The sequence below is a fragment of the Mycobacterium sp. 20KCMC460 genome, assembly GCF_022179425.1.
Classification (GTDB): domain Bacteria; phylum Actinomycetota; class Actinomycetes; order Mycobacteriales; family Mycobacteriaceae; genus Mycobacterium; species Mycobacterium kiyosense.
The window spans coordinates 217,745-241,917 of the sequence record NZ_AP025525.1 but is presented as its reverse complement, the minus strand read 5'-3'; the positions used below and the strand labels follow the sequence as shown (position 1 = coordinate 241,917).

19 protein-coding genes and 4 pseudogenes are annotated in these 24,173 nt (G+C 65.0%); 9 read left to right on the top strand and 14 right to left on the bottom strand.

Annotation, left to right across the window (positions count from 1 at the left end):
• Window positions 1-430 precede the first annotated feature (430 nt).
• From arsA to MKCMC460_RS30195, 7 genes and pseudogenes are all read right to left on the bottom strand, one after another.
• The gene (gene arsA / locus MKCMC460_RS30225) at window positions 431-2,179 is read right to left on the bottom strand and encodes an arsenical pump-driving ATPase (RefSeq protein WP_238306262.1); all 1,749 of its coding nucleotides are present in this window, start codon (window positions 2,177-2,179) and stop codon (window positions 431-433) included.
• A 45-nt stretch (window positions 2,180-2,224) separates the two neighbouring features.
• A pseudogene (trxA, locus tag MKCMC460_RS30220) lies at window positions 2,225-2,496 on the bottom strand (thioredoxin); the annotation flags it as partial.
• Between the two features lie 3 nt (window positions 2,497-2,499).
• Window positions 2,500-2,895, bottom strand: a complete 396-nt coding sequence (arsD, locus tag MKCMC460_RS30215) for an arsenite efflux transporter metallochaperone ArsD (RefSeq protein WP_238306119.1) — start codon at window positions 2,893-2,895, stop codon at window positions 2,500-2,502.
• Window positions 2,895-3,329, bottom strand: coding sequence for a low molecular weight phosphatase family protein (locus MKCMC460_RS30210; protein ID WP_238306118.1), 435 nt, complete (start codon window positions 3,327-3,329; stop codon window positions 2,895-2,897). Before MKCMC460_RS30210 ends, arsD begins: the two co-directional genes overlap by 1 nt.
• Window positions 3,326-3,754, bottom strand: coding sequence for an arsenate reductase ArsC (locus tag MKCMC460_RS30205; RefSeq protein WP_238306117.1), 429 nt, complete (start codon window positions 3,752-3,754; stop codon window positions 3,326-3,328). Before MKCMC460_RS30205 ends, MKCMC460_RS30210 begins: the two co-directional genes overlap by 4 nt.
• A 63-nt stretch (window positions 3,755-3,817) precedes the next feature.
• Window positions 3,818-4,871 (bottom strand): annotated as a pseudogene (arsB, locus tag MKCMC460_RS30200) (ACR3 family arsenite efflux transporter); the annotation flags it as partial.
• A complete protein-coding gene (locus tag MKCMC460_RS30195) occupies window positions 4,868-5,236 on the bottom strand; it encodes a metalloregulator ArsR/SmtB family transcription factor (protein ID WP_238306115.1) in 369 nt (122 codons plus the stop codon). The gene MKCMC460_RS30195 and the pseudogene arsB, both read right to left, overlap by 4 nt.
• Before the next feature lie 327 nt (window positions 5,237-5,563).
• Between MKCMC460_RS30195 and MKCMC460_RS30190 the strand changes: the two genes are divergently transcribed.
• The 3 genes from MKCMC460_RS30190 to MKCMC460_RS30180 all read left to right on the top strand — a co-directional run bounded on the left by MKCMC460_RS30190 (window position 5,564) and on the right by MKCMC460_RS30180 (window position 8,890).
• Window positions 5,564-6,241 (top strand): ArsR family transcriptional regulator, encoded by a 678-nt coding sequence (locus tag MKCMC460_RS30190; RefSeq protein WP_238306113.1) that lies wholly within the window; start codon window positions 5,564-5,566, stop codon window positions 6,239-6,241.
• Between the two features lie 71 nt (window positions 6,242-6,312).
• Window positions 6,313-7,401, top strand: coding sequence for a phosphate ABC transporter substrate-binding protein PstS (gene pstS, locus MKCMC460_RS30185; protein WP_238306261.1), 1,089 nt, complete (start codon window positions 6,313-6,315; stop codon window positions 7,399-7,401).
• A 67-nt stretch (window positions 7,402-7,468) separates the two neighbouring features.
• Window positions 7,469-8,890, top strand: a complete 1,422-nt coding sequence (locus tag MKCMC460_RS30180) for an FAD-dependent oxidoreductase (protein ID WP_238306111.1) — start codon at window positions 7,469-7,471, stop codon at window positions 8,888-8,890.
• Window positions 8,891-9,046: 156 nt separating this feature from the next.
• Here the strand turns inward: MKCMC460_RS30180 and MKCMC460_RS30175 are convergent.
• A pseudogene (locus tag MKCMC460_RS30175) lies at window positions 9,047-10,328 on the bottom strand (hypothetical protein).
• Window positions 10,329-10,332: 4 nt separating this feature from the next.
• Between MKCMC460_RS30175 and MKCMC460_RS30170 the strand changes: the two are divergent.
• Window positions 10,333-10,716 (top strand): type II toxin-antitoxin system HicA family toxin, encoded by a 384-nt coding sequence (locus tag MKCMC460_RS30170; RefSeq protein ID WP_238306109.1) that lies wholly within the window; start codon window positions 10,333-10,335, stop codon window positions 10,714-10,716.
• 165 nt (window positions 10,717-10,881) lie between these two features.
• Here MKCMC460_RS30170 and MKCMC460_RS30165 read toward each other — a convergent pair.
• The 6 genes and pseudogenes from MKCMC460_RS30165 to MKCMC460_RS30140 all read right to left on the bottom strand — a co-directional run bounded on the left by MKCMC460_RS30165 (window position 10,882) and on the right by MKCMC460_RS30140 (window position 15,895).
• Window positions 10,882-12,041 (bottom strand): annotated as a pseudogene (locus MKCMC460_RS30165) (IS3 family transposase).
• Between the two features lie 122 nt (window positions 12,042-12,163).
• On the bottom strand, window positions 12,164-12,307 hold the full coding sequence (locus MKCMC460_RS30160) for a hypothetical protein (RefSeq protein WP_238306108.1): 144 nt from the start codon (window positions 12,305-12,307) through the stop codon (window positions 12,164-12,166).
• A gap of 834 nt (window positions 12,308-13,141) precedes the next feature.
• Window positions 13,142-13,429 carry a hypothetical protein gene (locus MKCMC460_RS30155; protein WP_238306106.1) on the bottom strand — a complete coding sequence of 96 codons (288 nt, stop codon included), beginning with the start codon at window positions 13,427-13,429 and terminating at the stop codon, window positions 13,142-13,144.
• Entirely contained in the window at window positions 13,430-14,839 is a 1,410-nt protein-coding gene (locus MKCMC460_RS30150) for a type IV secretory system conjugative DNA transfer family protein (protein ID WP_238306105.1), read from the bottom strand.
• 2 nt (window positions 14,840-14,841) lie between these two features.
• Entirely contained in the window at window positions 14,842-15,501 is a 660-nt protein-coding gene (locus MKCMC460_RS30145) for a hypothetical protein (RefSeq protein WP_238306103.1), read from the bottom strand.
• Window positions 15,485-15,895, bottom strand: coding sequence for a hypothetical protein (locus MKCMC460_RS30140; RefSeq protein ID WP_238306102.1), 411 nt, complete (start codon window positions 15,893-15,895; stop codon window positions 15,485-15,487). Before MKCMC460_RS30140 ends, MKCMC460_RS30145 begins: the two co-directional genes overlap by 17 nt.
• 433 nt (window positions 15,896-16,328) lie before the next feature.
• Here MKCMC460_RS30140 and MKCMC460_RS30135 point away from each other — a divergent pair, with 433 nt between their 5' ends.
• The 5 genes from MKCMC460_RS30135 to MKCMC460_RS30115 all read left to right on the top strand — a co-directional run bounded on the left by MKCMC460_RS30135 (window position 16,329) and on the right by MKCMC460_RS30115 (window position 23,939).
• Window positions 16,329-17,576 (top strand): hypothetical protein, encoded by a 1,248-nt coding sequence (locus MKCMC460_RS30135; protein ID WP_238306101.1) that lies wholly within the window; start codon window positions 16,329-16,331, stop codon window positions 17,574-17,576.
• A gap of 11 nt (window positions 17,577-17,587) precedes the next feature.
• Window positions 17,588-18,511: a conjugal transfer protein gene (locus MKCMC460_RS30130; protein ID WP_238306100.1), complete on the top strand. Its 924-nt coding sequence runs from the start codon at window positions 17,588-17,590 to the stop codon at window positions 18,509-18,511.
• A gap of 51 nt (window positions 18,512-18,562) precedes the next feature.
• The gene (locus MKCMC460_RS30125) at window positions 18,563-18,850 is read left to right on the top strand and encodes a glycosyl transferase family 39 (RefSeq protein WP_238306099.1); all 288 of its coding nucleotides are present in this window, start codon (window positions 18,563-18,565) and stop codon (window positions 18,848-18,850) included.
• 89 nt (window positions 18,851-18,939) lie between these two features.
• Window positions 18,940-21,918: an ATP-binding protein gene (locus MKCMC460_RS30120; protein ID WP_238306098.1), complete on the top strand. Its 2,979-nt coding sequence runs from the start codon at window positions 18,940-18,942 to the stop codon at window positions 21,916-21,918.
• Window positions 21,915-23,939, top strand: a complete 2,025-nt coding sequence (locus MKCMC460_RS30115; RefSeq protein ID WP_238306097.1) for a hypothetical protein — start codon at window positions 21,915-21,917, stop codon at window positions 23,937-23,939. The genes MKCMC460_RS30120 and MKCMC460_RS30115 overlap by 4 nt, the downstream gene beginning before the upstream one ends.
• The last annotated feature ends 234 nt before the right edge of the window (window positions 23,940-24,173 follow it).

The following is a 24,173-nucleotide window of genomic DNA, read 5'->3' as shown; positions in this document are numbered from 1 at the left end:
TCCGGGAACGGCTTGTCGGGACGACCAGCTGGCCGCGCTGGCTGCCGGGCATCACAGGAATGCGGGCGAGCCGGCGTTGGTCAACGCACTCGTCGAGGGTGCCGACGAGCATGTCCGGCCCCGGGTCGTGGCCTGTTACGCCCGTCTGGACCTGTTCCTGCTGGATGAAGTGGGGCATGTCCAAATTGACTACCGCGGAACCGAATTGCTGTTACAGATCATCGCCGAACGTGAGGAAAGGCAAGTGTATGCCTGGCCAGCAATTTGCGCTTCAGCGAGTGGGGATCGGTGTTCCCCGATCCCTGGGTCACTCGTCGCCATCGTCGATCGCGCCGCTGTCAACGCTCAGATCCTGGAGACAGGAGCCCAGTCCAATTGGCTGCGCACCTCAAAGACCGCTGCCGGCCGCAGACGCAGCTGGGAAATGCCGCTATCCGGCCAGCGCGGTAAGTGCGGGGATCCCGACGGGTTCGGCGGCCAGCAGGGGAACGACCGCGATCCGGTCAGCGTAATCCTTTTGCACGGTGGTGATTTGAGCGATTTCGGCGGCGGCGCGACGACGGAGCAGTGGTGAGGTTGGTTGGGCGGCGGCCAGGGAGTTGTTGATGACCCATGCCCAGGGGTGGATGCGGGCGCGTTCGAGTTCGCTTTGCAAGCCGGCGGCTTCCAAAACGGGGGTGGTTTCGGCCAGGGCCACGATGATGACCTTGGTGAGTTGGGGGTCCTGTAGCCGCATCAGGGGTGTGGTGAAGTGGCGGTCGCCGAGTTGGCGGGCAACTTCGCGGTGGTAGGAGCCGGTGGCATCGAGGAGCAGCACGGTGTGGCCGGTGGGGGCGGTGTCGACGACGACGAATTGGCGGCGCGATTCAGCGATGACTTTCGAGAATGCTTGGAAGACAGCGACTTCCTCGGTGCATGGTGAGCGCAGGTCTTCGGCGAGCGTCAGCCGTCCCTGCTCATCGAGGCGGGCGCCTTTGGTGGACAGGACGTGCTCGCGGTAAAGGCGGGTGGCTTCGGCGGGGTCGATGCTGGACACCTTCAGGTTGTTCAGTGTGCCGTGCAGGGTGTCGGTGAGGTGCCCGGCCGGGTCGGTGGTGGTCAGGTGAACGGGGTGGCCGCGTTCGGCGAGTACAACGGCGATCGCGGCGGCGACGGTGGTTTTGCCGACACCGCCCTTGCCCATGCACATGATCAATCCCTTGCCGCCTGCGGCAATTTCATCGACCAGCGCCGCCAACGGTGCCTCGGGCACCTCGACCGGGGGCAAATCGGCCTGCACGGGCGTGGCGGTGTCGGGGGTGAACAGGGTGGCCAGGGCGTCGATGCCGACGATGTTGCTGGCCTTGAGTTCCACCTGGTCCTGGGGCAGGACACGTAGTTCGTCGGGCAGGGCGGCGATGGCCTTTTGTTCGCGGCGGTAGATGGCCGAGGCCAGCGGGTCGCTGTCATCGGCGGGTGCGGGCAGGACCCCGTTTATCACCACGTATTGGTGCGTCAGCCCGATCGTGGCCAATTCTCGTTGGGTGCGGGTGATCTCGGTCAGGGTCGAGGTTTGGGCGCGGGCGACCAGGACCAGGCGGGTGCGCTGCTGGTCGGCCAGCGCCTCGACCGCGGCGGAGTAGACGGTGCGTTGCTTTTCCAGGCCGGCCAGCGGCCCCAGGCAGGACGCGTCGCCCTTGCCTTCGTTGAGAAAGTCCGTCCAGGACCCGGGTAGTTGCAGCAGCCGGATGGTGTGCCCGGTGGGGGCGGTGTCGAATAGGGCGTGGTCGTACTGACCGATGCGGCCTTCGGAGTCGGTGAGCAGTTCGGTGAACTCGTTGAACGAGGCGATTTCGGTGGTGCACGACCCCGAGAGCTGTTCGGTGATAGAAGCCAACTCGGCTTCGGGTAGGAGCCCGCGGAGCGGTCCGACAATGCGTTCCCGGTAGGCCTGCGCGGCTTGGTCGGGGTCGATCTCCAACGCCGCCAGCCCCGCAACGTCGGGGATGTCGGTGATGGTGTTGCCGATCGTCAACCCGAACACCTGCCCGACATTGGAGGCGGGATCGGTGCTCACCAGCAGCACCTTCTTTCCGAGGCCGGCCAAGGTGATCGCGGTGGCACATGCGACGGAGGTCTTACCAACGCCGCCTTTGCCGGTGAAGAACAAAAAGCGCGGCGGATCGACGAGGAACTTCATCACAGTATACGAATTCCTTTGCGTTAGTTGATCGCCCAAGACCTGGACGACGTCGGCGATCGCTGTGAGCAGGGCAGCCTCACTCTTGGCCCCGACGATCCGGGTGAGGGCTTGCCGTCCGTGAACATGACCAGCGTGGGGATGGAGATCAACTGGAACTCGGGGGCGCTGGCCGGGTTGGCGTCGACGTTGACCTTGGCCACCGTCATCACCCCAGCCCTCTCATTGGCGATGTCTTCGAGCACCGGGGCCACCATCTTGAACTGCCCACACCAGGGCGCCCAAAAGTCCACCAGCACAGGCATTGTGCTGTTCAGGGGCTAGCAGCAGCTCGAAGCCGCGCCGCCGCAGCAGCCGCCCTCAGAGCCGGTCGCGGTGATGCCCAACCCGCCGCCGGCGGGAGCCGCTGCCGCCTGCAGCCCCGCCCACGTGCTCAGTTGGGTCCGGTCCGGGTAGCGGCCTGACATCGCAGTGACACCGTCGACAAGCACCAGAGGCAGCCCGGCCGAACCGGACACATGCAGAAAGGCCTTGGCGGACTCGTTGTCGGCAAAGGCCTGTGGCTCGCTGGCCAGGTTGTAGCGGGTGATGTCACCGCCCTGGCTGCGGATGAAATCCATGTCCGCGGAAAAGATCACCAACTGCTGGTCGACATCCTCCCCGCACACCCCGGTGGCACAACACAGGGCGGGCTCGAATACCTCTATCTTGCTCATCAGATCTCCTCATCAGATTGGGCAACAGCCGGATTCAGTTCGTGGGCCAGCGTCTCGACGCGGGCGGCGATGTCGTCGCGGATCAGCCGCATCCGCTCAATCCCGTCGATCCCCCGCTCAGAAGGCTCGTCGGTGTACCAGGTCTCAAATCGCGTGCCCGCTACCGGCTCGACAAGAGCCTGACGACCGAGGACGACCACCACATCGACGACGCGGACCAGTGCGGGGTCGATCGGCTTGGGATATTCGGCGTTGATGTCGGCGCCCACCTCCCGCAGCGACTCCGCCGAAAGCGCGTTGAGCGCGGTACCCGGGTCGGTGCCCGCCGAATACACCTCGATACGGTCACCGACCAACTGGCGCATCAACCCCGCAGCCATCTGGGACTTGCCGCTATTCGACCTACAGACGAACAGCACTTTCGGCGTCGTCATCCCTGCGGGTGGCCGGATGAGCTAACGGGCAGGAGCTCGGCGGCCAGCGCCTGCACCCGGGTCTTGATCTCGTCGCGGATCGGACGCACCGCATCGACACCCTTGCCGGCCGGGTCCTCGAGGGCCCAGTCCCGGTAGCTGATCCCGGGAAAGACCGGGCATGCGTCGCCGCAGCCCATCGTGATCACCACATCTGAAGTCTCGACCGCCTCGTGGGTCAGCAGTTTCGGTGTCTGGTCGGAAATGTCGATGCCCACCTCGGCCATCGCCTCCACCGCTGCCGGGTTCACCCGCTCGCCCGGATCGCTGCCCGCGGAACGGACCTCGATGGCCTCCCCGGCCAGCGACCGCAGGAAGCCGGTGGCCATCTGGGAACGGCCGGCATTGTGGATGCAGACGAACAACACACTCGGGCGAGAAGCCATGTCGTAGAGAACCCTTTCTATGGGGGTGTGACGCGGAAAGACATCAATTCCGGCCGGTCGCCGGGAATCGGCGACGCAGCGCCAGCGAGACATAGACCAAGGCGACCAAGACCGGCACTTCGATTAGCGGGCCGACCACCCCGGCCAAGGCCTGGCCGGAGGCGGCGCCGAAGGTGGCGATGGCCACCGCGATCGCGAGTTCGAAGTTGTTACCCGCGGCGGTGAACGCCAGGGTGGTGGTTCGGGCGTACCCCAACCTCAGGGCGGCGCCGAGCAGGAATCCTCCACCCCACATGATCGCGAAGTAGGCCAGCAGCGGCAGTGCTATACGGGCCACGTCCCAGGGTCGGTTGGTGATCTGATCACCTTGGAGCGCAAAGAGAATCACGATCGTGAACAGCAGGCCATAGAGCGCCCACGGGCCGACTTTGGGCAGGAACACGGTCTCGTACCACTGGCGGCCCTTGGTCTTCTCCCCAATCCGCCGCGACAGGTAGCCGGCCAGCAGGGGGATGCCCAGGAAGATCAACACCGACTTGGCGATCTGCCACGGCGAGGTCGAGATCCCCGACTGCTCCAACCCCAGCCAGCCCGGCAGCACCGACAGGTAGAACCACCCAAGCACCGCGAACATTAGCACCTGGAACAACGAGTTCAACGCCACCAGGACCGCGGCGGCCTCCCGGTCCCCGCAGGCCAGGTCGTTCCAGATGATCACCATCGCGATGCACCGGGCCAACCCGACGATGATCAGCCCTGTGCGGTACTCCGGCAGGTCCGGCAACATCAGCCAGGCCAGGGCGAACATCAGCGCCGGACCCAGCACCCAGTTCAACACGAGCGAACTGAGCAGCAACTTGCGGTCCCCGGTCACGGCGTCGAGGCGGTCATAGCGCACCTTGGCCAGGACCGGGTACATCATGATCAGCAGGCCCAGTGCAATCGGCAGGGAGATCCCGTCGACCTGCACCTTCTCCAACGCTGTGTTCAGCCCCGGAATCCAGCGGCCCAGTAACAGGCCCGCGGCCATCGCCAAACCGATCCACACCGGCAGGAATCGATCCAGCGTGGACAGCCTGTCGGTCACATGCGCGTCGGCGTTCACAGTGTCGGTCATGCCGAAACCCCTACCGCCGCAGCCGAATCGCCGCCCGCAATCAGCAACGTCGACAAAACCGCGAGCGCCTCAGGAACCACCGCGTAATACACCCACGATGCCCGGCGCTGAGAGGTCAACAAGCCGGCATCCCGCAACACCTTCAAGTGATGTGACACCGTCGGCTGCGACACATCCACGCCCGCGGAGACGTCACACACGCAGGCCTCACCACCGGCGTGACTGGCCACCGAACTAAGCAACCGCAACCGCACCGGATCGGCGAGTGCCTTGAACTTTACCGCCAGATCCACCGCCGCGGCCATGCTCAACGGCTCGGACACCAGTGGGACCACCGGACAGGAACCGGGCCCTTGCTTCGACATAGATCGATATTGACAAAGATCGAATTCCAACGCAAATGGATGTTCGGTGCAGGGGTATGCAGACTCTCAGTATGGCCGCTGGGTGATGTGGCAAATGCGCAGCGGGAAGGGTCGGTCACTACGGCTTCGATACATGCACCGAACTTTTACCTCAGGCCAACGAGATAGCTGCGGGCCGCTTGTCTTCGCGACTCTCCCAAGACATGGGCCGTGCGCGCTGGGGCTTCGTTAACGTCAATCGTCTTCTGCGTGAACGACAAACAAAGGTATCCACGAATCCAAGTTTGGCCTTGACCCAGTCTGGATAGCTCAGTAGGAATTGACTCAATGACTATTAAGCTATCTCCGGACTCAACACGGCGGGTTCAGATACATGCCGCTCTCGCTGACCCGGGTCGGTTGATCATCGTGGATCGGTTGCTGCTCGCCGACGCATCTCCGTCGGAGCTCCAAACCGCGCTGTCAATATCGTCCAGTCTGATCGCCCACCATTTAGGGGTGCTTGAGGGCGCAGGCGTCGTGCGCCGCGTCCGTTCCGAAGGAGATCGCCGCCGTAGCTATCTGCAGTTGATCCCGGAGTCACTTGACCTGCTGGTGCCCTCGACCGCATGGCACGCGAAGCGGGTGGTGTTTGTCTGCACCCACAATTCGGCGCGGAGCCAGTTGGCGGTTGCAGTGTGGAATCGGCGCAGCTCGCTGCCAGCCACCTCGGCCGGCACTCATCCTGCGGCTGAAGTACACCCGAAGGCGTTAGCCGCCGCGGCGCGCCGCAATCTGCCGATGCGCCCGCACACCCCGCGCCATCTGGACAACGTTGTCAAGCCCACCGATGTGGTCATTGCGGTCTGCGATAACGCCCACGAAGAACTGCCTGCCGACAGCAGGCGCCTGCATTGGTCCATCCCTGACCCGGTGCGTACCGGCCGCTCTGCTGCCTTCGACCGAGCCCTTGATGAGCTGACCGTGCGTATCGATCACCTGGCACCCTGCCTCGACCCCCGCTAGCAGCCGAGCCCATTTCGCGTACCAGTGGCGCATTGCATCTACCACCGGAGGTAACAACCATGCGCAGTCCAATGAAGTTGTCTGTGGCCGCACTCAGCTTGCTGGCGGCCTCCGGGCTGGTTTTCGCCGGCTGCGCCAGAGAACGGGTCACACCCTCCTATGCCACCGGGGCGAAAGTGGAGTGCGGTGGCAAACAAACGCTAAAGGCCAGTGGCTCGACCGCACAGGCCAACGCAATGACGCGGTTTATCAACGCCTATCAACAAGCCTGTCCCGGGCAGACACTCACCTACACATCGAACGGATCGGGTGCCGGGGTGAGCGAATTCTTATCAGGACAAACCGATTTCGGTGGCTCCGATTCGCCCCTCGCCGGAGACGAGTACGCCAAGGCCAAAGAGCGGTGCGGCTCGGATGCCTGGAATCTGCCCGTGGTGTTCGGCCCGTTGGCGATCACCTACAACCTGCAAGCCGTTGACCGGCTGGTGCTCGACGCCCGAACGCTGGCCAAGATCTTCAACGGCCAGATCACCCGCTGGGACGACCCGGCGATTAAGGCACTCAACGGCGAGGAGATGCCCTCCGAACCCATCCGCGTGATGTACCGCAGCGACGCTTCAGGCACCACCGACAACTTCCAGCTCTACCTCGACGCTGCCTCAGGCGGCGCGTGGGGCAAGGGCAGCGGCAAGATTTTTAACGGCGGAACCGGCCAAAGCGCCCCAGGCAACGAGGGCACATCTGCCATGGTGAGGAACACCGAAGGCGCGATCACCTACAACGAATGGTCGTTCGCGCAGCAGCAGCGGCTCTTCGCAGCCAGAATCGTGACCTCGGCCGGGCCAGATCCAGTAGCCATCAACCGCGAAACAGTCGGCAAGGCCATCACCAGTGCCACGATCGCCGGTCAGGGCAACAACATAGTGTTGAACATCTCGTCGTTTTACGAGCCCACCCAGACCGGCGCATATCCGATCATGCTGGCGAGCTACGAACTGGTGTGCTCAAAATACGGTGACACTCAGACCGCGATGGCGGTGCGGGCATTTCTGCAATCCGCTCTCGGGCCGGGCCAGGCCGATCTAGAGGACTACGGATACTTCCCGCTGCCAGAACAGTTTCAGCCGAAGGTGCTCAGCGCCGCCAACGCCATCCGCTAAGACCTCACAAGTGCTGTGGCGCATCGCTGCACCTCGGCGCCCCGACACAACAGGAGCCAAACCCCTTATGGCCGTGCGTCATATCGTCGCCGTCGGCGGCAGCGATGCTGGCATCAGCGCGGCGTTGCGCGCCCGCGAGCTCGACCCCACCACCGATGTCACCGTGGTCGTCGCCGACGTCTATCCCAACTACTCCATCTGCGGTATCCCCTACTACGTCTCCGGAGAAGTCGCTCACTGGACCAGCCTGGCCCATCGCACCGCCGCTGATCTGGCCGCCACGGGCATGCGAGTGCTTACGGATACCCGCGCAGTGAGGATCAACGTCGAGGACCATATTCTCGACGTCCTGAATCCAAACGGCGTTCAAGAGCAGCTGTCCTACGATGCCCTGATCGTGGGCACCGGGGCAATTAGTGCTCGCCCATCCATGCCCGGCATCAGCGGCTCCGATGCGCTGAGGCCCGCCGATGGGGTGCACTTGCTGCACTCAATGGGGGACACCTTCTCAGTCATGGACTTCCTGCAGCGGCGCAACCCTGCCACTGCGGTGATCGTCGGTGCCGGCTACATCGGGCTGGAAATGGCAGAAGCTCTAACCACTCGTGGCATCCGTGTCACCCAGATTGAAGCGTTGCCCGAAGTGCTGCCCACCGTCGACCGGGAACTTGGGGCTCTCGTGCACGCGGAACTCGAGAGTAATGGTGTGGAAGTCCTCACCAACACCACCGTTTCCGCCATTACCCGCGTCGACACCGGCGCAGTGACTGTCACCGCCAGCTGCGATGGCGAATTTATCTCGCGGACAGCTGATTTCGTCCTGGTCGTGGTTGGGGTCCGGCCCGACACCGGACTTGCCGCCGACGCAGGCGCCCAGCTCGGCGTCAAGGGCGCCATTGTTGTCGACGAAGCCATGCGCACTAACCTGCCTGACGTTTTCGCGGCCGGAGACTGCGCGCACACCCACCACCGACTCCTCGGTATTACCTGGCTGCCGCTGGGCACCACTGCTCACAAGCAAGGTCGCGTGGCCGGAGAAAACGCGCTTGGAGGACAGGCCCGCTTCGCCGGCAGCTTGGGCACCCAGGTTGTCAAGGTCTTCGACGTCGTCGCCGCGCGCACCGGTCTCCGCGAACACGAAGCGCTCGCCGCCAACCGCGAGTGGGCTCCCGTGAGCAGCCAATCAAACCCCGACGACCACAAGGCCTACTACCCAGGCGCAACTCCGGTTCACATCCGCATCACCGGCGACCAACACAGCGGTCGGCTCCTCGGCGCGCAACTCGTCGGACACCGTAGCGCCGAAATCGCCAAACGCGTCGACACCTACGCCACCGCCCTTTTCCATGGCATGTCCGTCGACAGCCTCAGCAACCTCGACTTGTCCTACACCCCGCCACTCGGGTCCCCTTGGGACGCAACCCAAATGGCAGCCCAAACGTGGGTACGCCAACACCAATCAAACAACGCCAGACCCCTCACCGCGTGACCCTCTACACGCGACAGTTCCGGTGTCAGGGTTTGAGAGCACACTACTCCAGCAGGCCTGGGCGGAGGGGAAGAGTTCGAACGGAATCGCGACCTAGCCAATGCGCTTGAGTCGCGTCCTCGCGGGCGCGTGTTTGTTGCTGAGCGACGTAGGCGTTTACGTTGCGTTGGCTGCTGGGTCTCGCCCAGGGGGAGAACTTCGGACCGCCGCCGCAAGCTGGGTCGCGAAAGCGGGGCCATCGTTGAGGAGAAGGTAACCGCCGTTCAGGCCGCCTTGATTGCAGAAAACCCGCCGCCGGCGGACTCGTCTCCAGGTAATGCGACCCGTGGACGCCTCGACCCGTTCCCCTTGCAAGCTCGCCGTCCTGGGAATGACGCTGGTCGGGAAACGCTGGTTGGGGTCACGGTAGACGGTCTGGTTGCGCGACCACCGCCGCAGAGTCCGGCGCGCCGTTACATAGGCCTCCTTTGTCATCTCAGTGACAACCGTTGCACGTTTCAGGCCGTGCGCCCCCCGAACCGACCGGGACCTTTGCCCGTTTGGCGCCAGGCGTTGGGGACGATGTGTTGATATTCCTTGTCACCCTGCTGATTCGGTGATGAATGTTTTGTGAAGTAGATCGCCAGGCGTTTCGGATCGCAGGCTCGCAATCCATTGAGGACGTCGATCGCGGTGCCGGCATATATGTGTCGAGCGCGTTGTTCCGGGTCGGAATGCGCGACTATGTCAGCCCATTCCTGGGATAGCCAGTCTCGGAACCTGCGCCCTGACCTGCCAGCGCCGTGCGGGGGAGCCATCCATAAGTGATGTGTGGTGCGCCGCGGCGTTGGAATTCGAGCTTCCATAAGTACCGTGCCGGTTCGCCCCACTCGCGTTGAAATCGTTTGCGCCACAAGACCATGTGCCGCTTCACGCTGGCCCCGTCAGGAGCAACGGACTCCCACTCACCGGGGTAGGTCAGCGTGACCATTGCAGGCACGCGGCCGCTCTCCACCAGCGGCGTGTAGTCCAGCTCGGCGAAGGTGCGGCACATTGCAGCACGTGACTTGCGGGACCATTCGGTAATCGTCCGCCCAGGCGGATCGGACACGTCCCGGCCGGCCTTCAAACGATCTTCCTCGTTAGCTACATCGAGCCGGCGCCGATCGACGGTCCGCTCAGATGCCTTCTCCGCACGAACGGGCCTGGTCCAGCCCAGCCGAACGACGCCAGGGCCAATAGTGATCCGGAACCGGCCCGGACTCCGGTTCCACTCCCAGCCGGCAGCCCACGGCTGCGCCGGCTCAAACAGTGCCGCCGCCGAGGCCACCATGTCAGGACTCGGAAACCGCAGACCCAAGGCATCCGCTGCCGAGAAATCCGCGTCGACCCCGCCCTCGGCGCCGTCGCGGACACTTTTGGGACATATAACAAGCCCGTTGGTCCCAGCCGGACGCACGCTGATGAGCCAAGTGCACGAAGCTGCCGCCGCACCCAAGCGCGCGGCCAGAGAGTGGAACTTAACCCCTCATCTGTGCCGCGGTCTGTTCGACTGCCAGCGCATCACCCATGTGCTCGTGCCGACAGGCCAGAAGCCGATCCTCCCCTGGATCGGCCACACGCCCGCCCTTCCTTCAGTAAGTAGCCGAAAGGCCATCCGCCACCTGGAAGATCAGGGATGGAAAATCGATCCGGGGCGAGGCAAGTGTTCACATATTCGACTCAAACATGTTGGCAAGCAACCGCTTACGATCCCGGCTAACCGCGAGTCGCTCTCGCCACCCGTGTTGAAGTCTGTTGCGGCTGCGCTGGGCGTGCGGCTTGCTGATTTGACGTTTAGCGGCTGACCACGATTGCTGGGCGACTGCATATCAACGCGCCGACGCGGAGAACGGATACGCAGGTGTTCCCACGTCAGGACGTACGGCCGCCCACGGCTCGCGTCGTGAGCGGGACAGGTGCCGCGTAACTGAAACTGGCCTGACCCATCTTTTGGGTTCCATTTTCCGTGACTAACTGACGGCGGTCAGGGTGTTGTTGGTGAAGGATAGTTCGTATTCGACCGGGGTGCGGTAGCCCAGCGCGGAGTGGCGCCGTCGGCGGTTGTGGAAGATTTCGAGGTAGTCGAAGATCGCGTTGGCCAACTCGACGCGGGTCTTCCACTTCTTTCGGTCGAGCAGCTCGATCTGCATCGAGGACCAGAAGCTCTCCATCATGGCGTTGTCCAGTCCGTCGCCGATCGTGCCGAAAGACGGCGCAAGTCCAGCCGCGCGGATCTTCTCGCCGAAAACCCAAGAGGTGAACTGGGTTCCGTGATCGGCATGCACAATTGCCCCAATGGCCGGGCGACGGTTGCGGATGGCCATATCCAATGCGTTGACTACTAACGTGGAGTCTGCACGTGAATCCATCGACCAGCCCACGATCCGGCGGCTGAACGCATCGAGAACCGCGCAGCAGTACAGCCACCCTTCGCGAGTACGGTGCTGAGTGATGTCGGTGACCCACAACTCATTTGGAGCCAGTCGGTGGAACTTGCGGTTGACCAGATCATCGGCGGTGACCACCCCGCGGAGGCGTTTGACGCGTACTGGTCCGGGCAGGCCGTAGATGCCGGCCTGCGTCATCAGGACCGACACGGTGCGAGAACACACCGTGACTCCCATGCCCAAGGTGAGTTCGGCGTGGACGCGGCGATACCCGTAGGTGCCCCGGGAGGCGACGTGGATCTCACGGATCAGTCCAGTCAGCCAGTGGCGCCGCAACTGCCGAGCGGTGGTGGGTGTGCGTTTGTGCTTGTAGTAGTTCTGTCGGCTGATCCCAAGGACTTTGCAGCAGCGGTCTACCGGTGCCCCGGCGTCGACGCGACGGTCGATCACCGGGTAGATCCTTTTGGGCGGGGCTTGTCCTCACCCAAAAACGTGGCGGCCTGGCGCACGATGGCCAGCTCGGTCTCCAACTCGTTGATCCGCCGCCGAGCGGCCCGCAGTTCCGCGGATTCGCTCGTAGATACTCCTGGACGCACACCACGGTCGATGTCGTCCTGTTTGATCCACGTCGACAACGTGACCGGGTGGATACCCAGATCGTCGGCGGTCTGCTTCTGCGGCTTGCCGGCGGGTACAAACGCGATCGCACGGGCACGGAAGTCTGCCGGATAGGGGAGGGGCATGACGGTCAGCCTTTCGTACAGGCCGTCAGTTGGTCACCAAATCTGGAACTTAAGCGGTGGGTCAGGTCAAACTGTCACCAGTTCGTGCAGCAGACCGACCCCAGTTGCGTTTCTGCCCACGTTCATCTCACACCGCCGCGGTGGATGTCGATGCTGCTGCCGATCACTGCTATCGCATCACCGATGACCTCGTAGACCAGCCAGACAGCGATGGTGATCGCCGCGATAAGTCCACTGAGCCAAGGGAATCGACGGGAATTAGTCACTATTCTGCTCTCCTGCGTGATGGGCTGCTGACACAGCGACAGGCGGTCGGGGACACCAATATGCGCCCGTCTGGTCCCACGCTGAGTGTGACTTCGAGAGGCGGTTCGGATTGGACGCGTCGAAGTACGCCGCTGGAACCGGCCCCGTGCTCACTGTCGAGCCGTTGGTTGTCCCAGCCCAGGTGTTGATGCATCTCGGCGACGAGGGCAGGCCAGTCGACCGGATCTGAGGTATGCCCGATCTGTGCCCAGGTGGAAAAGTCGGTTCGCAGATGAACGTCACGCACCCTACTGTGTCGACGCACTGCACGACTGCCCGCGGACTGCACATGTGATCTGCGAACCGCGCGGTGTCCGGCGTGTAGCCCGCCCGAGCCTCTTCAGGACGCAACTCGGCAAACAAATGGTCACACCATTGTCGGTACCATCGATCGGGTGCCTGTGCGCTGTCCCGACACAACGCATCCCAGGCCCAGAAATCCGCAAAGCATTGCGAGCAAGGTTGATTGGAGCCCGCAGCAAGCAGTTCTGCGACCCGCCCCACAACCACCTGGACCTGATCAGATACCGCGGCCGCGGGCTGGCAGCAAACGCTCAAGATGTCGTCCCAGATCCAGCGTCCGGAAGGGTCGTGCTCGTCAGGCTCAATCAGCCGTGGCGGCCGGTCGGTGAATTCCGAACGGTCGTTCGGATATCGCCAACCCAAGACGCAGATCCCGTGTACGGCCGCGCCGCGGTGGCCCTGACCCCCTGACTCGTCGGCATCGACGAATGTGCGTGCATCGACACCTCGCCGCCGCAGTCCCGCGACGATCTGTTCGGTGGCAACACCGCTCACTGTTCAGCCGATATCGGTGGGCGCGGCGGGACACCGGGCAGTGTGTCGCCGAACAGCACCGCCAACTCCCACCGCGCTCGCCGGCTTGAGCGTTCATCGACGCGGCGCACCACGCCGCGGCGGCGCAGAACCATGAAGGCGTGGTAGACCTGCTCGGCCACCACCGGACGGTCCTGCCTATCAAGCTTGTCGGCGACCGCCATCCGTGCATCAGTCGTGGTGAGTGGCCCCTCAGCGGTGGCCAGGACCGCCAAGAGCTCAGCGCGAAGTTGTGCGGCCTCCATTCAACGGCCCATCGCTGCCGTTGCGCGGCGATGCCGCTGGGCGACCCATTCCCACAGGCTTTTTGGCTCGCGCTCTCGAAGCTCCGGTTGGCATAGCAGCCTCTTGACCGCGCCGTCGTACCGCTCTACGAAAGTTCCCCAGTCCGGTAGCTCTGTGATCACACCGGCCGTCCCCCGCCGCAGCAGCCGCGCGTATCCCTGGTTTGACGGCAGCAGTCGCCGGTAGTCCAGGCTGCTGCTCAGATGCGATGACAACGTCTTAGAACCGCTGGCCTGATCGAAGGTCTCCTGGCGGCGCGTGGTTTGCCGTGACCACTGCTCGGCGCGTTGCAGCATGTCCATCTCCGCGGCCCCGTACATGATCAGCGCGGCGGGGAAAGTGTCGCGTAGCTCGCGCGCGTAGCTGGTTCCGTACACGGTGTCGAATTGGCTCGACGCCTGCACCGACAGCAGCAGATTGACCCCCAGGCCGCGGCCCTCGGAGACGTGGCGACGCAGGGCCGGCATGGGTGCCACGTTCGCGGCCTCGTCGATGAGGATCAGTAGGCGGTGCAGCATTTCCTTGCGGGCCGTCTTGCCGCGCCAGCTGTGCACCAGGTGTTCCAGCAGGGTCACCGCCGCCCCGGCGATGGCGCCTTCAGGGGAGGTCAAGATGTACAGGGTCGCATCCGGCTGACACAGGAACGACTCGTCGAACGTGGGAGCGGTTATTCCCCGCAGCCCCAACCTCATCCACGGCGTCACGGCCTTGCGCATGGTCAAGGCGATGCTGTCGCGCTGCTTGGGATCCATGTCCAGTGTCCGCAGCAGCGCATTCCGAAACAACGGCTGGTCGGCCACTCGCCTTGCGGCGCTATGCCAGCCGGGGGCATCTGGGTGTTGGTCATCCTGGCGGACGTTGTCGACCGCCAGCAGTACCCACTCGATCCCTTTGCCGTTTCCGCATGGTGATGCCGCGTACAGCATCGCGGCCAGGGGTGCTTCCGTATTGGCCTCCCACACCCCCCCATCGGAGACCTGATCGACGCCCGACCCCAGTCCTACCGCCGACATCTGCATCATCGTGTTGGCCGCGGTCACAGCTTGATCCGCAGTAGTGATCAGTGCGGTCGGATCGAACGAGCGGGCCTCGACGTCGCCGGGGTACAACGGTGAATAGTCGGGCCGCGGATCGATGACTTGCTTTGGTCCCCAACGGCGTTGCCCGACAAGCCACATGAGGTCATCTTTCGACGACACGCACACCGCGGGCCCGCCCCACAGCACCGCCGCCGGCGCCAGGACTCCGGTCGTCTTGCCCGTCTCGGTGGGGGCTGAGACCAGCACGTGTGCGGGTGCGTCGGCCAGCACCAGCCGTTCGTCATCGCTGCGGACAAAGCCGCAATACGGGGCGATGGGCCGTGGGGCCATCACTATGCCTTTCTGATCGGGGTGGGATCACCCAGTGGGTCGTAGCGCGTCGGGAAAATCCCGGGGCCGGTCAGGTCGTCGGCCTCGAAGCCGAAATCGACTTCATCGGCCTTGCCCGGTGGACGCATCGGCCACCAGTCCCGGGCCCCGTCGACGGCCAGCCACCCCTCCAAAATGCCGTAGAGACCTGCGGTGAGGAGGGCAGCGGGAATCTGGGCCAGCAGCCACGGGATCCCCACCGCCTCATCCAGGGATGCGCTGGGCCCGATCAGCATCACCAACGCCGGCACCGGCAATCCGACGACGGCCGCCGACCACATGAACGCGGCGATGGGGTACGAGCGCAGTTCACCAGGGATTAGCTGAACCACCGTTTTCGACAGCGATTTGCCAAGCACCCAGCCCGCCGGCGCCAACACGCCTGCCGTCATGAAAATGGCCCAGTCCAGCATTGCGTAAGGCGTTTTAACGGGCCGCATAAACCACGGATGAATAACATCATCATCGGCGGGATCATCGCGCGCGCCGCTCGCTATCGTGTCGCGGTCACGTATTTGGCGCGCCAACAGTTCCGCGCGCCTTTTCTGAAATATGAAAGTGTGTTGATGACGGGCGATCCACTTACGGCGGACCTCGTCGAACGTGTCAGCAACAACCGGCATCAGCGCTGTCCCTAACCGGCTCTACTGAATCAGTGTAGAAGTCGCCCAACCGTTGTGCGACGTCCAATAAGAAGTTTTTCAACTCCGTCGCGCAGCGCCTCGTTCCCTCGCATTCCGCTTCACGCATCGCGGCATCAATCGTGGATGAATACGCGCTGAACTGCTCAGATATGCGGACAGAGGGGCTGTTGCCCAGCAACGCCCGCTGCGCTGACCCCTCCTGCCAGCCGAGGGCGAAGTCCAGGCGTGCCAGTGTCCGCGCAGTCAGGCCGCCGCCACGCTGACCGGCTTTACGCAGCGTCGACGGGGCCGGGCCACCCGCGCAGGCGAGGTCGTCCCGGGTCCAGCGCAGTTGCGCCAGGCGGTCCTCCACGAAAAAGAACAACCGCTTCATACCGTCCGTTGGTATTGGGTCCACGCCAATGACGGTAACAATCGGTCAAGTTATTTCGCTACGGCCGTCGAATATTCGTTATGCCGCCCTTTAAGCTGACCCGAGGTAAGGAGGTTGGGATCATGCCAGTGATTATCGGGGCGTTCCTGCGCAGGGTAATGCAACGCCTTAATACTGCGGTGAAAGCCGCACTGTTGGTCGCGCGGCGCACCGCCGTCAACGCGTTGCTCGCGGCGGCCAATATCCCCGGAGCGTGGCCGAACCGCCGATACCGCAGCCGCCCGCCACGGCGACGTGAGCCGCTCCGCTGCACCCCCCTGACGCACTCCCCCCGGGCGGGCGCGCGCTCGTCACCTCCCGCGCATGCGACGTCCGGCGCGCCGGTTCGCCGCTGCGACCATCCCAGGCCCCTGACATCTCGGCGGACCTCTCCGTGAGCGGCACCGCCGACGACCCCGAGCGGCTCTGGTGTCACACCCAAGAGTGGATCAACGACAAGGACGGTTCACTCGTCGGACACGAAGGTGGAGGCGAACTCGACGCCCTACCGGACAAGCTCGACGACCTGCACGCTCTGCCGGGGGACCCCGACGGCCGCGACGCCCCGCCGGTGGAACTCGACGCACCCGGCCTTCCTGACCCGCACCCCCGGGCCGGTGAACCGGGCGGCGACGCCGAAGGCCGGGTCCACGAACACCACGCAGACGCCCATGAGGGGGCATCGACCGCTGCGGACGGAGCTCAACCCGACTCCTCGGATGAGCCGGGCAGCCAAGCCGGTCACGTCGACACCGGTGACCACGATGACAACCCCCCTCCCGATGCCGTCGCCCTCGATCCTGCCGCCGCCGCGGCGGGCGAGGAACCCGACGCCGAGTCACCCCGCTACAACAAGGCCATCGCTGTTGGGTTTGCTGCGGCGACCCTGGTGACCACACTGGTGGTCAGCGGGGTGCTGCTGGCGATGCGCCACAGCCCCCATACCGACGACCAAGACCACCCGACCCGTCCCAGTACCCAGGTCAGCGTCGTGGCCGCGCCCACCACCAGCACCGGGCCCAGCGCCGGCGGTCAAGACGCGCCAATCCCCTACACCGCCACCGCCGTCGGTTGCCTGGCCGGATCCAGTGCCGCCCAATCGGTTGCCGGCACCGATCCCACCCAGGCATGGGTGTGTGTGCACGGCGCCACCGTCGGCCAGCACCTGGTGCTCAACCTGGGACGCACCATGGTCATCACCGGCGTCTCGCTGACCCCCGGCTGGGTCGGCACCGACGCTTCCGGCGCCGACCAGTGGCTGCAGCACCTCGTCGTCAAACGGGTGCAGTGGAGTTTCAACGACAGCCCACCCACAGTCATCCCGCAAGAGACCCACGGCGTGCACGGTGACGCTCCCCAGGCACTGCCGGGGCGCGGCGTCCTTGCGTCCCGAATCATCGTGCTCATCCAGGAGACCGGCCGCGCCGCCACTGATCCGGCCCCCAGCTCAGCCCCTCACCCCGACCACGGCGGCGGTGGGCTTTTCGGCGACATTCTCGGGCCGACACCCAGCCCTGCTGAGCCGGCACCCACCACCACCGCCGTCCTGCCCGGCCTGCCCGCCGACCCATCCCGCACCGACCCCGCCGACCACACGTTCGCGGTGTCGTCGGTCAAAATCTTCGGCCACCCACCCCAGTAAAGGGCTCCCCCATGCTGACCAACACCTGGCGCACACGCCTGGACCGCAGCAGCGCCCTGCTTCGGCGCGGCGCACTGATCACCGGCATCGGTTCCTGCAGCGTGGTGGCGATCGCCACCATTTGGGGCGCGATCTTCGACAGCCCCGTCGACGTCGCCGGCCCGGCCCGCACCGCTGTCAACCGCACCGCCCTGATCGGCTCCTACGCCCAGGACTGCGTCACACGCTGGCTCACCGCCACCCAATCCGACCAGCAGTCACTGCACGACTGCTGGACCCTGCGCGACCCCCTGCGGCTGCCCACCACCCCCGCCGTCGTCGTGAATTCTCCTGCCGTATCAGCGGTTACCCTCATCGGCGACACCGGCACAGCCCAGCAATGGAGCGTCGTCGTGTCGGTGTCCGAGCGGCCCTACCAGGCCGCCACCCCGCACACCACCTACTACCGGCTGCCCGTCGTCTACAGCAGCTATGGAGTACGCGCCAGCGCCCTGCCCGCCCGCGTCAACGGCCCGGGGGCCGGTGCCGATGCCCCCCTGGCCTACCCCGCCACCCTGCCCGACACCTCCCCCGCGTTCAGCACCGTCGCGGGATTCCTCACCAGCTACCTCACCGCCGCCGGCGGCCTCGAACGCTACGTCACCCCCGACTCTGGGCTGCTGCCCGCCGCCGACTATCGATCCGTTCAACTGACCCGCCTGAGCGCCAACCACAACGCACCCGACCACGACGTGCCGGCAGAGGGCACCACCCTGCACGTGCTGGCCGCCGTCAACGCAGTCACCAGCCAATTCGCACCCCGGCAACTGGACTACCCCATCTCGCTCACCGTCACCAGCGGGCGATGGACGGTCTCCGCGCTGGACTACGCACCACTTCTGGCCGACAACGCCGAACTGACCCCCGTCCTCCCCACCCCCGCGGCACCCCGATAGCCACCGGACCCGACCCAACTCTGAAATCCACGCACACGAAGGGCAACTCCCATGTATTTCGCCACATCCACCCCCACGCTGCTCGCCGCCGCCGATCTGGTCTCGGGCAGCCGATCCCTCTACACGATCGGGGTAGCGGTCCTCGTCATCTTCATCCTGCTTGCCGGCGGAATACGCGCCGCCGCAGCATTTTTCGGAGGACGCATCGGCCAAACCGTCGCCTGGGCGCTGACCAGCGTCATCGTCGCCGTCGTCGTCGGTTCCGGCTACGCCATCTACATCTCCAGCAAGCGCACCGTTGACCGCACCGGCATCACTACCGGGCAATTCGGGATGTAACCCCGGCCCCTCGCGACGCCCCACCCGCGCGGGCCGGCCCCTGCGGCCCGCGTTCGTGTCCAACATCACGGATTGTCAAAGGGATTCACATGGCTGAGTCAGCACAGATCTTCAAAGGTGTTCACGACACACCCGTCTACACCGACATCCTTTTCCGAAAGCCCCTCCGCCTCTGGGTGGCTGTCAGCCTCTACGGAGGCGGTGGCCTGACCATTGTGCTCACCGTGCTCACGCTGGAATCCGGACATGCCCGCGCAACCCTGATCTGCGGGGCGCTGCTCAGCGGCGCCGCGGCCGGGATAGCGGCCCTGATCCCGCGCGGGCGACCCACCCTGCGCTTCCGGCTGCGCAGCTGGTGGCAGGTGCTTCGGCCGGTGCAATCATCCAGCACCGACCACTCCCTGCTCGCACCGCCGACCCGCATCACCTCCAACGTGAGCTTCACCGCCCACGGCGTCTACGCCCACTACCTGATCAGCGGACTGCCCTACTATCTGCAATCCACCAAACGCCGCATCGGCGTCGCTGACCGCCACCAGGTGCTTGCCCGCGAAATCCCCGCCGGTACCTGGGTTTACGGCCTCTGTGTTCCGCAGAACCAGCGCCAACTGCTGGGTGCGATGCTGCACGGTCACCGCGACAAACACGACTGGGTCCAGGCCTGCCGCCAGATGGCCCCTGTCATCGCCGGCCAGCAACCCCGCACCCGTATCTACTGGCTGGCACTACCTGTCGACGCCGGCCGCGCCGGGCACAGCCCGGCCGGTCACGCCGCCAAGCTGCGCGACTGGATGATCGGTCGCGACAAAGACTCCGACAATTCCGTTGCCGCATACCAGCGCCTGGCCCACGACATCATCACCGCCCTACCCGAAGAATTCACCCCAACACCGGCCAGCGAAGACATGATCGACTGGTTTTGGCGGCACAACGCCTGGCGCGGTGTGTTCAACGACCCGCTGCCACGCCACCGCAACACCTCAGCGGGTGTCGGCGGCTGCTTACCGCCGGCCGACTTCGACGAAGGTGACCAGCAGCACGGCGCCGGGCGGGCCCTGCCACTGCGCACCCTGGCCGCAATCCTGGCGTTCGCCGCAGTCCTCGCCGCCGCCGCGGGAGCCGTTGCGCCCGCGCTGCTCGCCGCGGGCCTGAGCGGGCTGCTCACGGCGGCCTGGAACCTCGGGATTCGCCGAATCCCCTCCTGGAGCAAAACCCTGCGGATCTTCAGCCCCGACGGCCTCTACCCCGACAGCTACCAGGCGATCCTGCCCGTCGTGGATATGCCCAAAGCCGGCATCGTCTTCCCCGGCTCCGAATTCCTCCAAGCCCTCGACGACCTCGACACCGGAGCCACCTTTGACTTCGCCCTCAACCTCGTCGCACGAAGCCGCGAAATGGAATTCGTGCGCAACGACCGGGCCAAAGGCAACATCGACGACCAGTTCACCCAGCGCCGCGACGTCCGCAACGGTGACGCCGAACTCATCGCCACCGCCCGCCAGCTCGCCGAATACAACCGCCAACTGTCGGCCAACATCGACGAACGCCCCGTTGAAGCCGCATTCCTCATCGCCGTCGGGGCTCCTGACCCGCAAACCCTCGACTACAGCGTCAAACGGCTGCGTGAGGAACTCACCCAATCCGGACAAATCGCCATCCGCCACTACCACGGCGCCCAAACCCGGCTCTGGGCCGCCTTCAACCCGGGCGCACCCAACCACAAGACCGCCGTCGACCAATTCGCTCAACCCACCACCACCAAGAAATGGTCGCGGTTCGTCCCCTTCACCTCATCCATGGTCGGCAACACCACCGGGACCCTGCTGGGCTTCAACACCAACAACGCACTACGCAGCGCAGTCCTGCTCGACTTGCCCGGCACTGCCCGACGCAACCGCAACCCATGCCTGGTGTGCAGCGGAGCCCTCGGTTACGGCAAGTCCTACGCCGCCAAACGCATCACCCGCGCCGAAATCCAGCGCGGCGCACAAGCATTCATCGTCGACCCCGGCACCGAATGGGAAACCGCGCTAGCCGACGTCACCAACACAGCCGTCATCGACATGGCCGGCAACCAATACAGCTGCGATCCGCTTCGCACCTTCCCCGACGACATCGCCGGCGGATACTGGCTCGACTACATGGTGCCCATGATGGGAATCGACCCCCGCACCACCAGCGTGCAGCGGCTGCGCACCCTACTTGAACCCTCAGCCCGCAAAAGATTCGGCCTTACCAGCACCACCGCGCTGATGACCTACATCGCCGCCATCCAAGCTCCGGGCGGACCCGACCACCGGCCACCGCAGGTCGCCCAACTCGCCACCGACCTCGCCCCCATCCTGGCCGCGCTCAAATCCTGGGCCACCTACGAGTTCACCAGAGCCATCTTCGATGACACACTGCCCGTTCCCGACCTCGCCAATCTCGACGTCACCGTCTGGCTCACCGGCAGTCTCGACCTACCCAGCGCTGAGGAAATGGCCACCCCGCACCTCTACGAACGCCTCTCAGACCGCAAACGCGCCTCGGTGGCCATCTACGGCATGCTGGTACGCCTGGCCCGAGTCACCTTCTTCGCCAACACACAACGCTTCGGGCTCATCGTCATCGAGGAAGCCGCCGCCCTCCTGAACTCCCGGGCCGGCGCCGACGACGCGCACCTGATCAGCCGCCGCGCTCGCAAGCACTACACCGGTTTGTTGATCATCACCCAAGACCCCATCGCCGACCTGGCCCTCATGGGCGACCAATTCATCACCCAACAACTCATCATGCCGTTCGAAAACGAAGACCTCGCACGCCAAGTCGCCGCCAAAGTCGGCATCCGCGCCGACGACTACGGCGACATCGAAGAATTCTTCCTCGCCCAACCCAGCACCGACGAGATGCGCGACCCCACCGGATTCGACGACGCCGACACCTCGGGAACCCCGGACCGAAGCGACCGGAAAGGCTACGGCTTCTTCGTCGACGAATTCCGCCGCAAATCACCCATCAGGGTCGCCGCCGAACCCGACGCAGCCATCCACGACGCCTACGACACCACACCCGGACGAGCCGCATGAACCCCACGCACCCAACAACATTCGCCCAACGTGCAGCGGAGCACCTCGGCTACCACCTGGCCACCAGGCCTCGACTGCGCCGCATCTGCACGCTATGGTTCACCACGCACCTGCTGGCCACCTGGTCGGTCGTGGCCGCCCCGACGGCGGCGGCCTCCACCCTGGCCGGCGCACTGAACTGGACCGGCGTCGCCGACAGCCACGCAGTACCGGTCGGCAACTACTACCTCTCGGTCGTCTCCACCAGCGAAGCGCTCACCAAAGCCGGACCCGAACTGACCGCGGACCCCACCAGCTGGACACGCTGGCTGGCCAACGCCGTCACCACCGGGCTCACGCACCAAAGCATCGTCCAGCTGCTCCAACTCGAGGCAGCGCTGTACATCTTCATGATCACCACGGCCCTCTGGCTGATGCGGTTCGCCATGTCCAACACCTGGCTGTACTGGCTTGCCACCTGGTTTCGACCCCTCTTCGACATCATCCGAGCCCTACTCACCGACCTGTGGGTATTCCCCCTGTGCATGCTTGCCGGGCTAGCCGTAGGCGCCTACCACATCCTCTGGCACGGCCGCAAAGGCCACGGCTCCGGAATTATGTTGTCCACCTTCATCATCGGCATCCTCGGCCTCGTTCTCACCAGAGATCCACTCACCGAGCTCTACAACGAAAACGGGCTGCTCGGCCGAGCACGGGGCCTCGGATTCCAGATCGCCCAAGCATTCGCCAACAACGGCCCCGTCACCGGCGGCGGCACCAGTGCCCAACTACAGCACCTCACCGGCCTCATCGCCGATGCCACATTGCGAATGCCCCTGCAACTGATGAACTTCGGAACTCCCGTTGACGACATCGGCAGCTGCGGCAACGCCTACACCGCGGCCATCCTCAGCGGTAAACCAGACGGCCCCGCCCACGCAATGGGCAGCTGCGGCGCCCAACAAGCGCTGGCCTTCGCTCAGCAGCTCGACGGCGCCAACCTCGCCCTCGGCGCGTTCTACCTCCTGCTGGGCGCGGCGTTCACCCTGTTCGTCTTCTACGTCACCTACAGCTACGTGATGGTCTGCTGCGCCGCATTCATCAACGCGCTTCTCGCTGTCGTCGCCGCCGCACCCGCCATGATCCACGGCCGGCCACGACAGCGTGCCCTGCGGCGCCTGACGCTGTTTTTCAAACACGCGGTGCTTGTCTTCGCCTACACCACCTACGTCTCCATCGCCGCAGTGATCGTCCTCAAAATGGCTGCACGCGGAGGCTACGCCGACCAAGTCGGCATGACCCATCCCCTGGCCCGCCTGGTCATGATCGCCCTCATCTCCGCTGTGGCGATCGGCGGACTCTGGTGGCTCAAACGCGAACTCGGCGACCACACCCGCCACGACATCACCCACCTCGTCACCGCACTCGGCCGCGAAGCCCGCCAAGGGTATGAACGCGGCCGTGACCGCGCAGACCGCACCCGCGATCTCACTCGACTCCTGCCCCGCACATCGCTGTCCACAAAGGCGGACACCACCGGCGACGACCCCGACGATCCACCCCTCACCGGCAACCCCGTCGACGGCCGCCCCCCCGGCGGGCGCCCACCGGCCACAGGCCGGCGCACCCAACCCGCTGACCGGCCGTCCGAGCCTGCCGCCAGCGCAGACGCCGGCGGCGGCGACGCAACTGCCGTAGCCCCCGAAGCCGCTGCTGCGGCCGCCGCCGTGGCACCCGAAGTCGTCGCCGTGGCCGCGGTCGCATCCCGTGTCAGCAATGGGCGGCAACACTCAGCCGGTCAGCGCCCATCTGCCCCCAAATCGCCGGCCGCAGGCAAAGTTCCTTCGCGCGAAAACGGATTCGGCGGCGGCCCCAGGCCCCGGCCCGGCACTACAGGGGCCGCCGTCGCAGAGGGACCAGCTGGCGGCCGCGCTGGAAGAGTTGGGCCGCCCGTTCCGCGCTCCGCTGTCCTCCCCCCGCTTGATCTCCCCGAACATTCAGACCATCCACCTGTGCAGGGTCGGCAATGCGGCACACGTTAGGAGCGTCTACCTATGCCACTGGATAGTGGTTGCACGTTCGCCGCCTTCACCATCGTCAAGCGGATTGGTGGCGGAGCATCGGTACAGATTTGGTGCCCGGGAAGCCCACAGGGGCATGCTGACCGCCGCGACTAGCGCGCCAAACGTGGTTCCGTCGGTGGCCGTTGACCATCGCTCTATTTCGAGAGTCACACGGTAGTGAAAGGTTTACCGATGAATCTGAACGTAAACGCC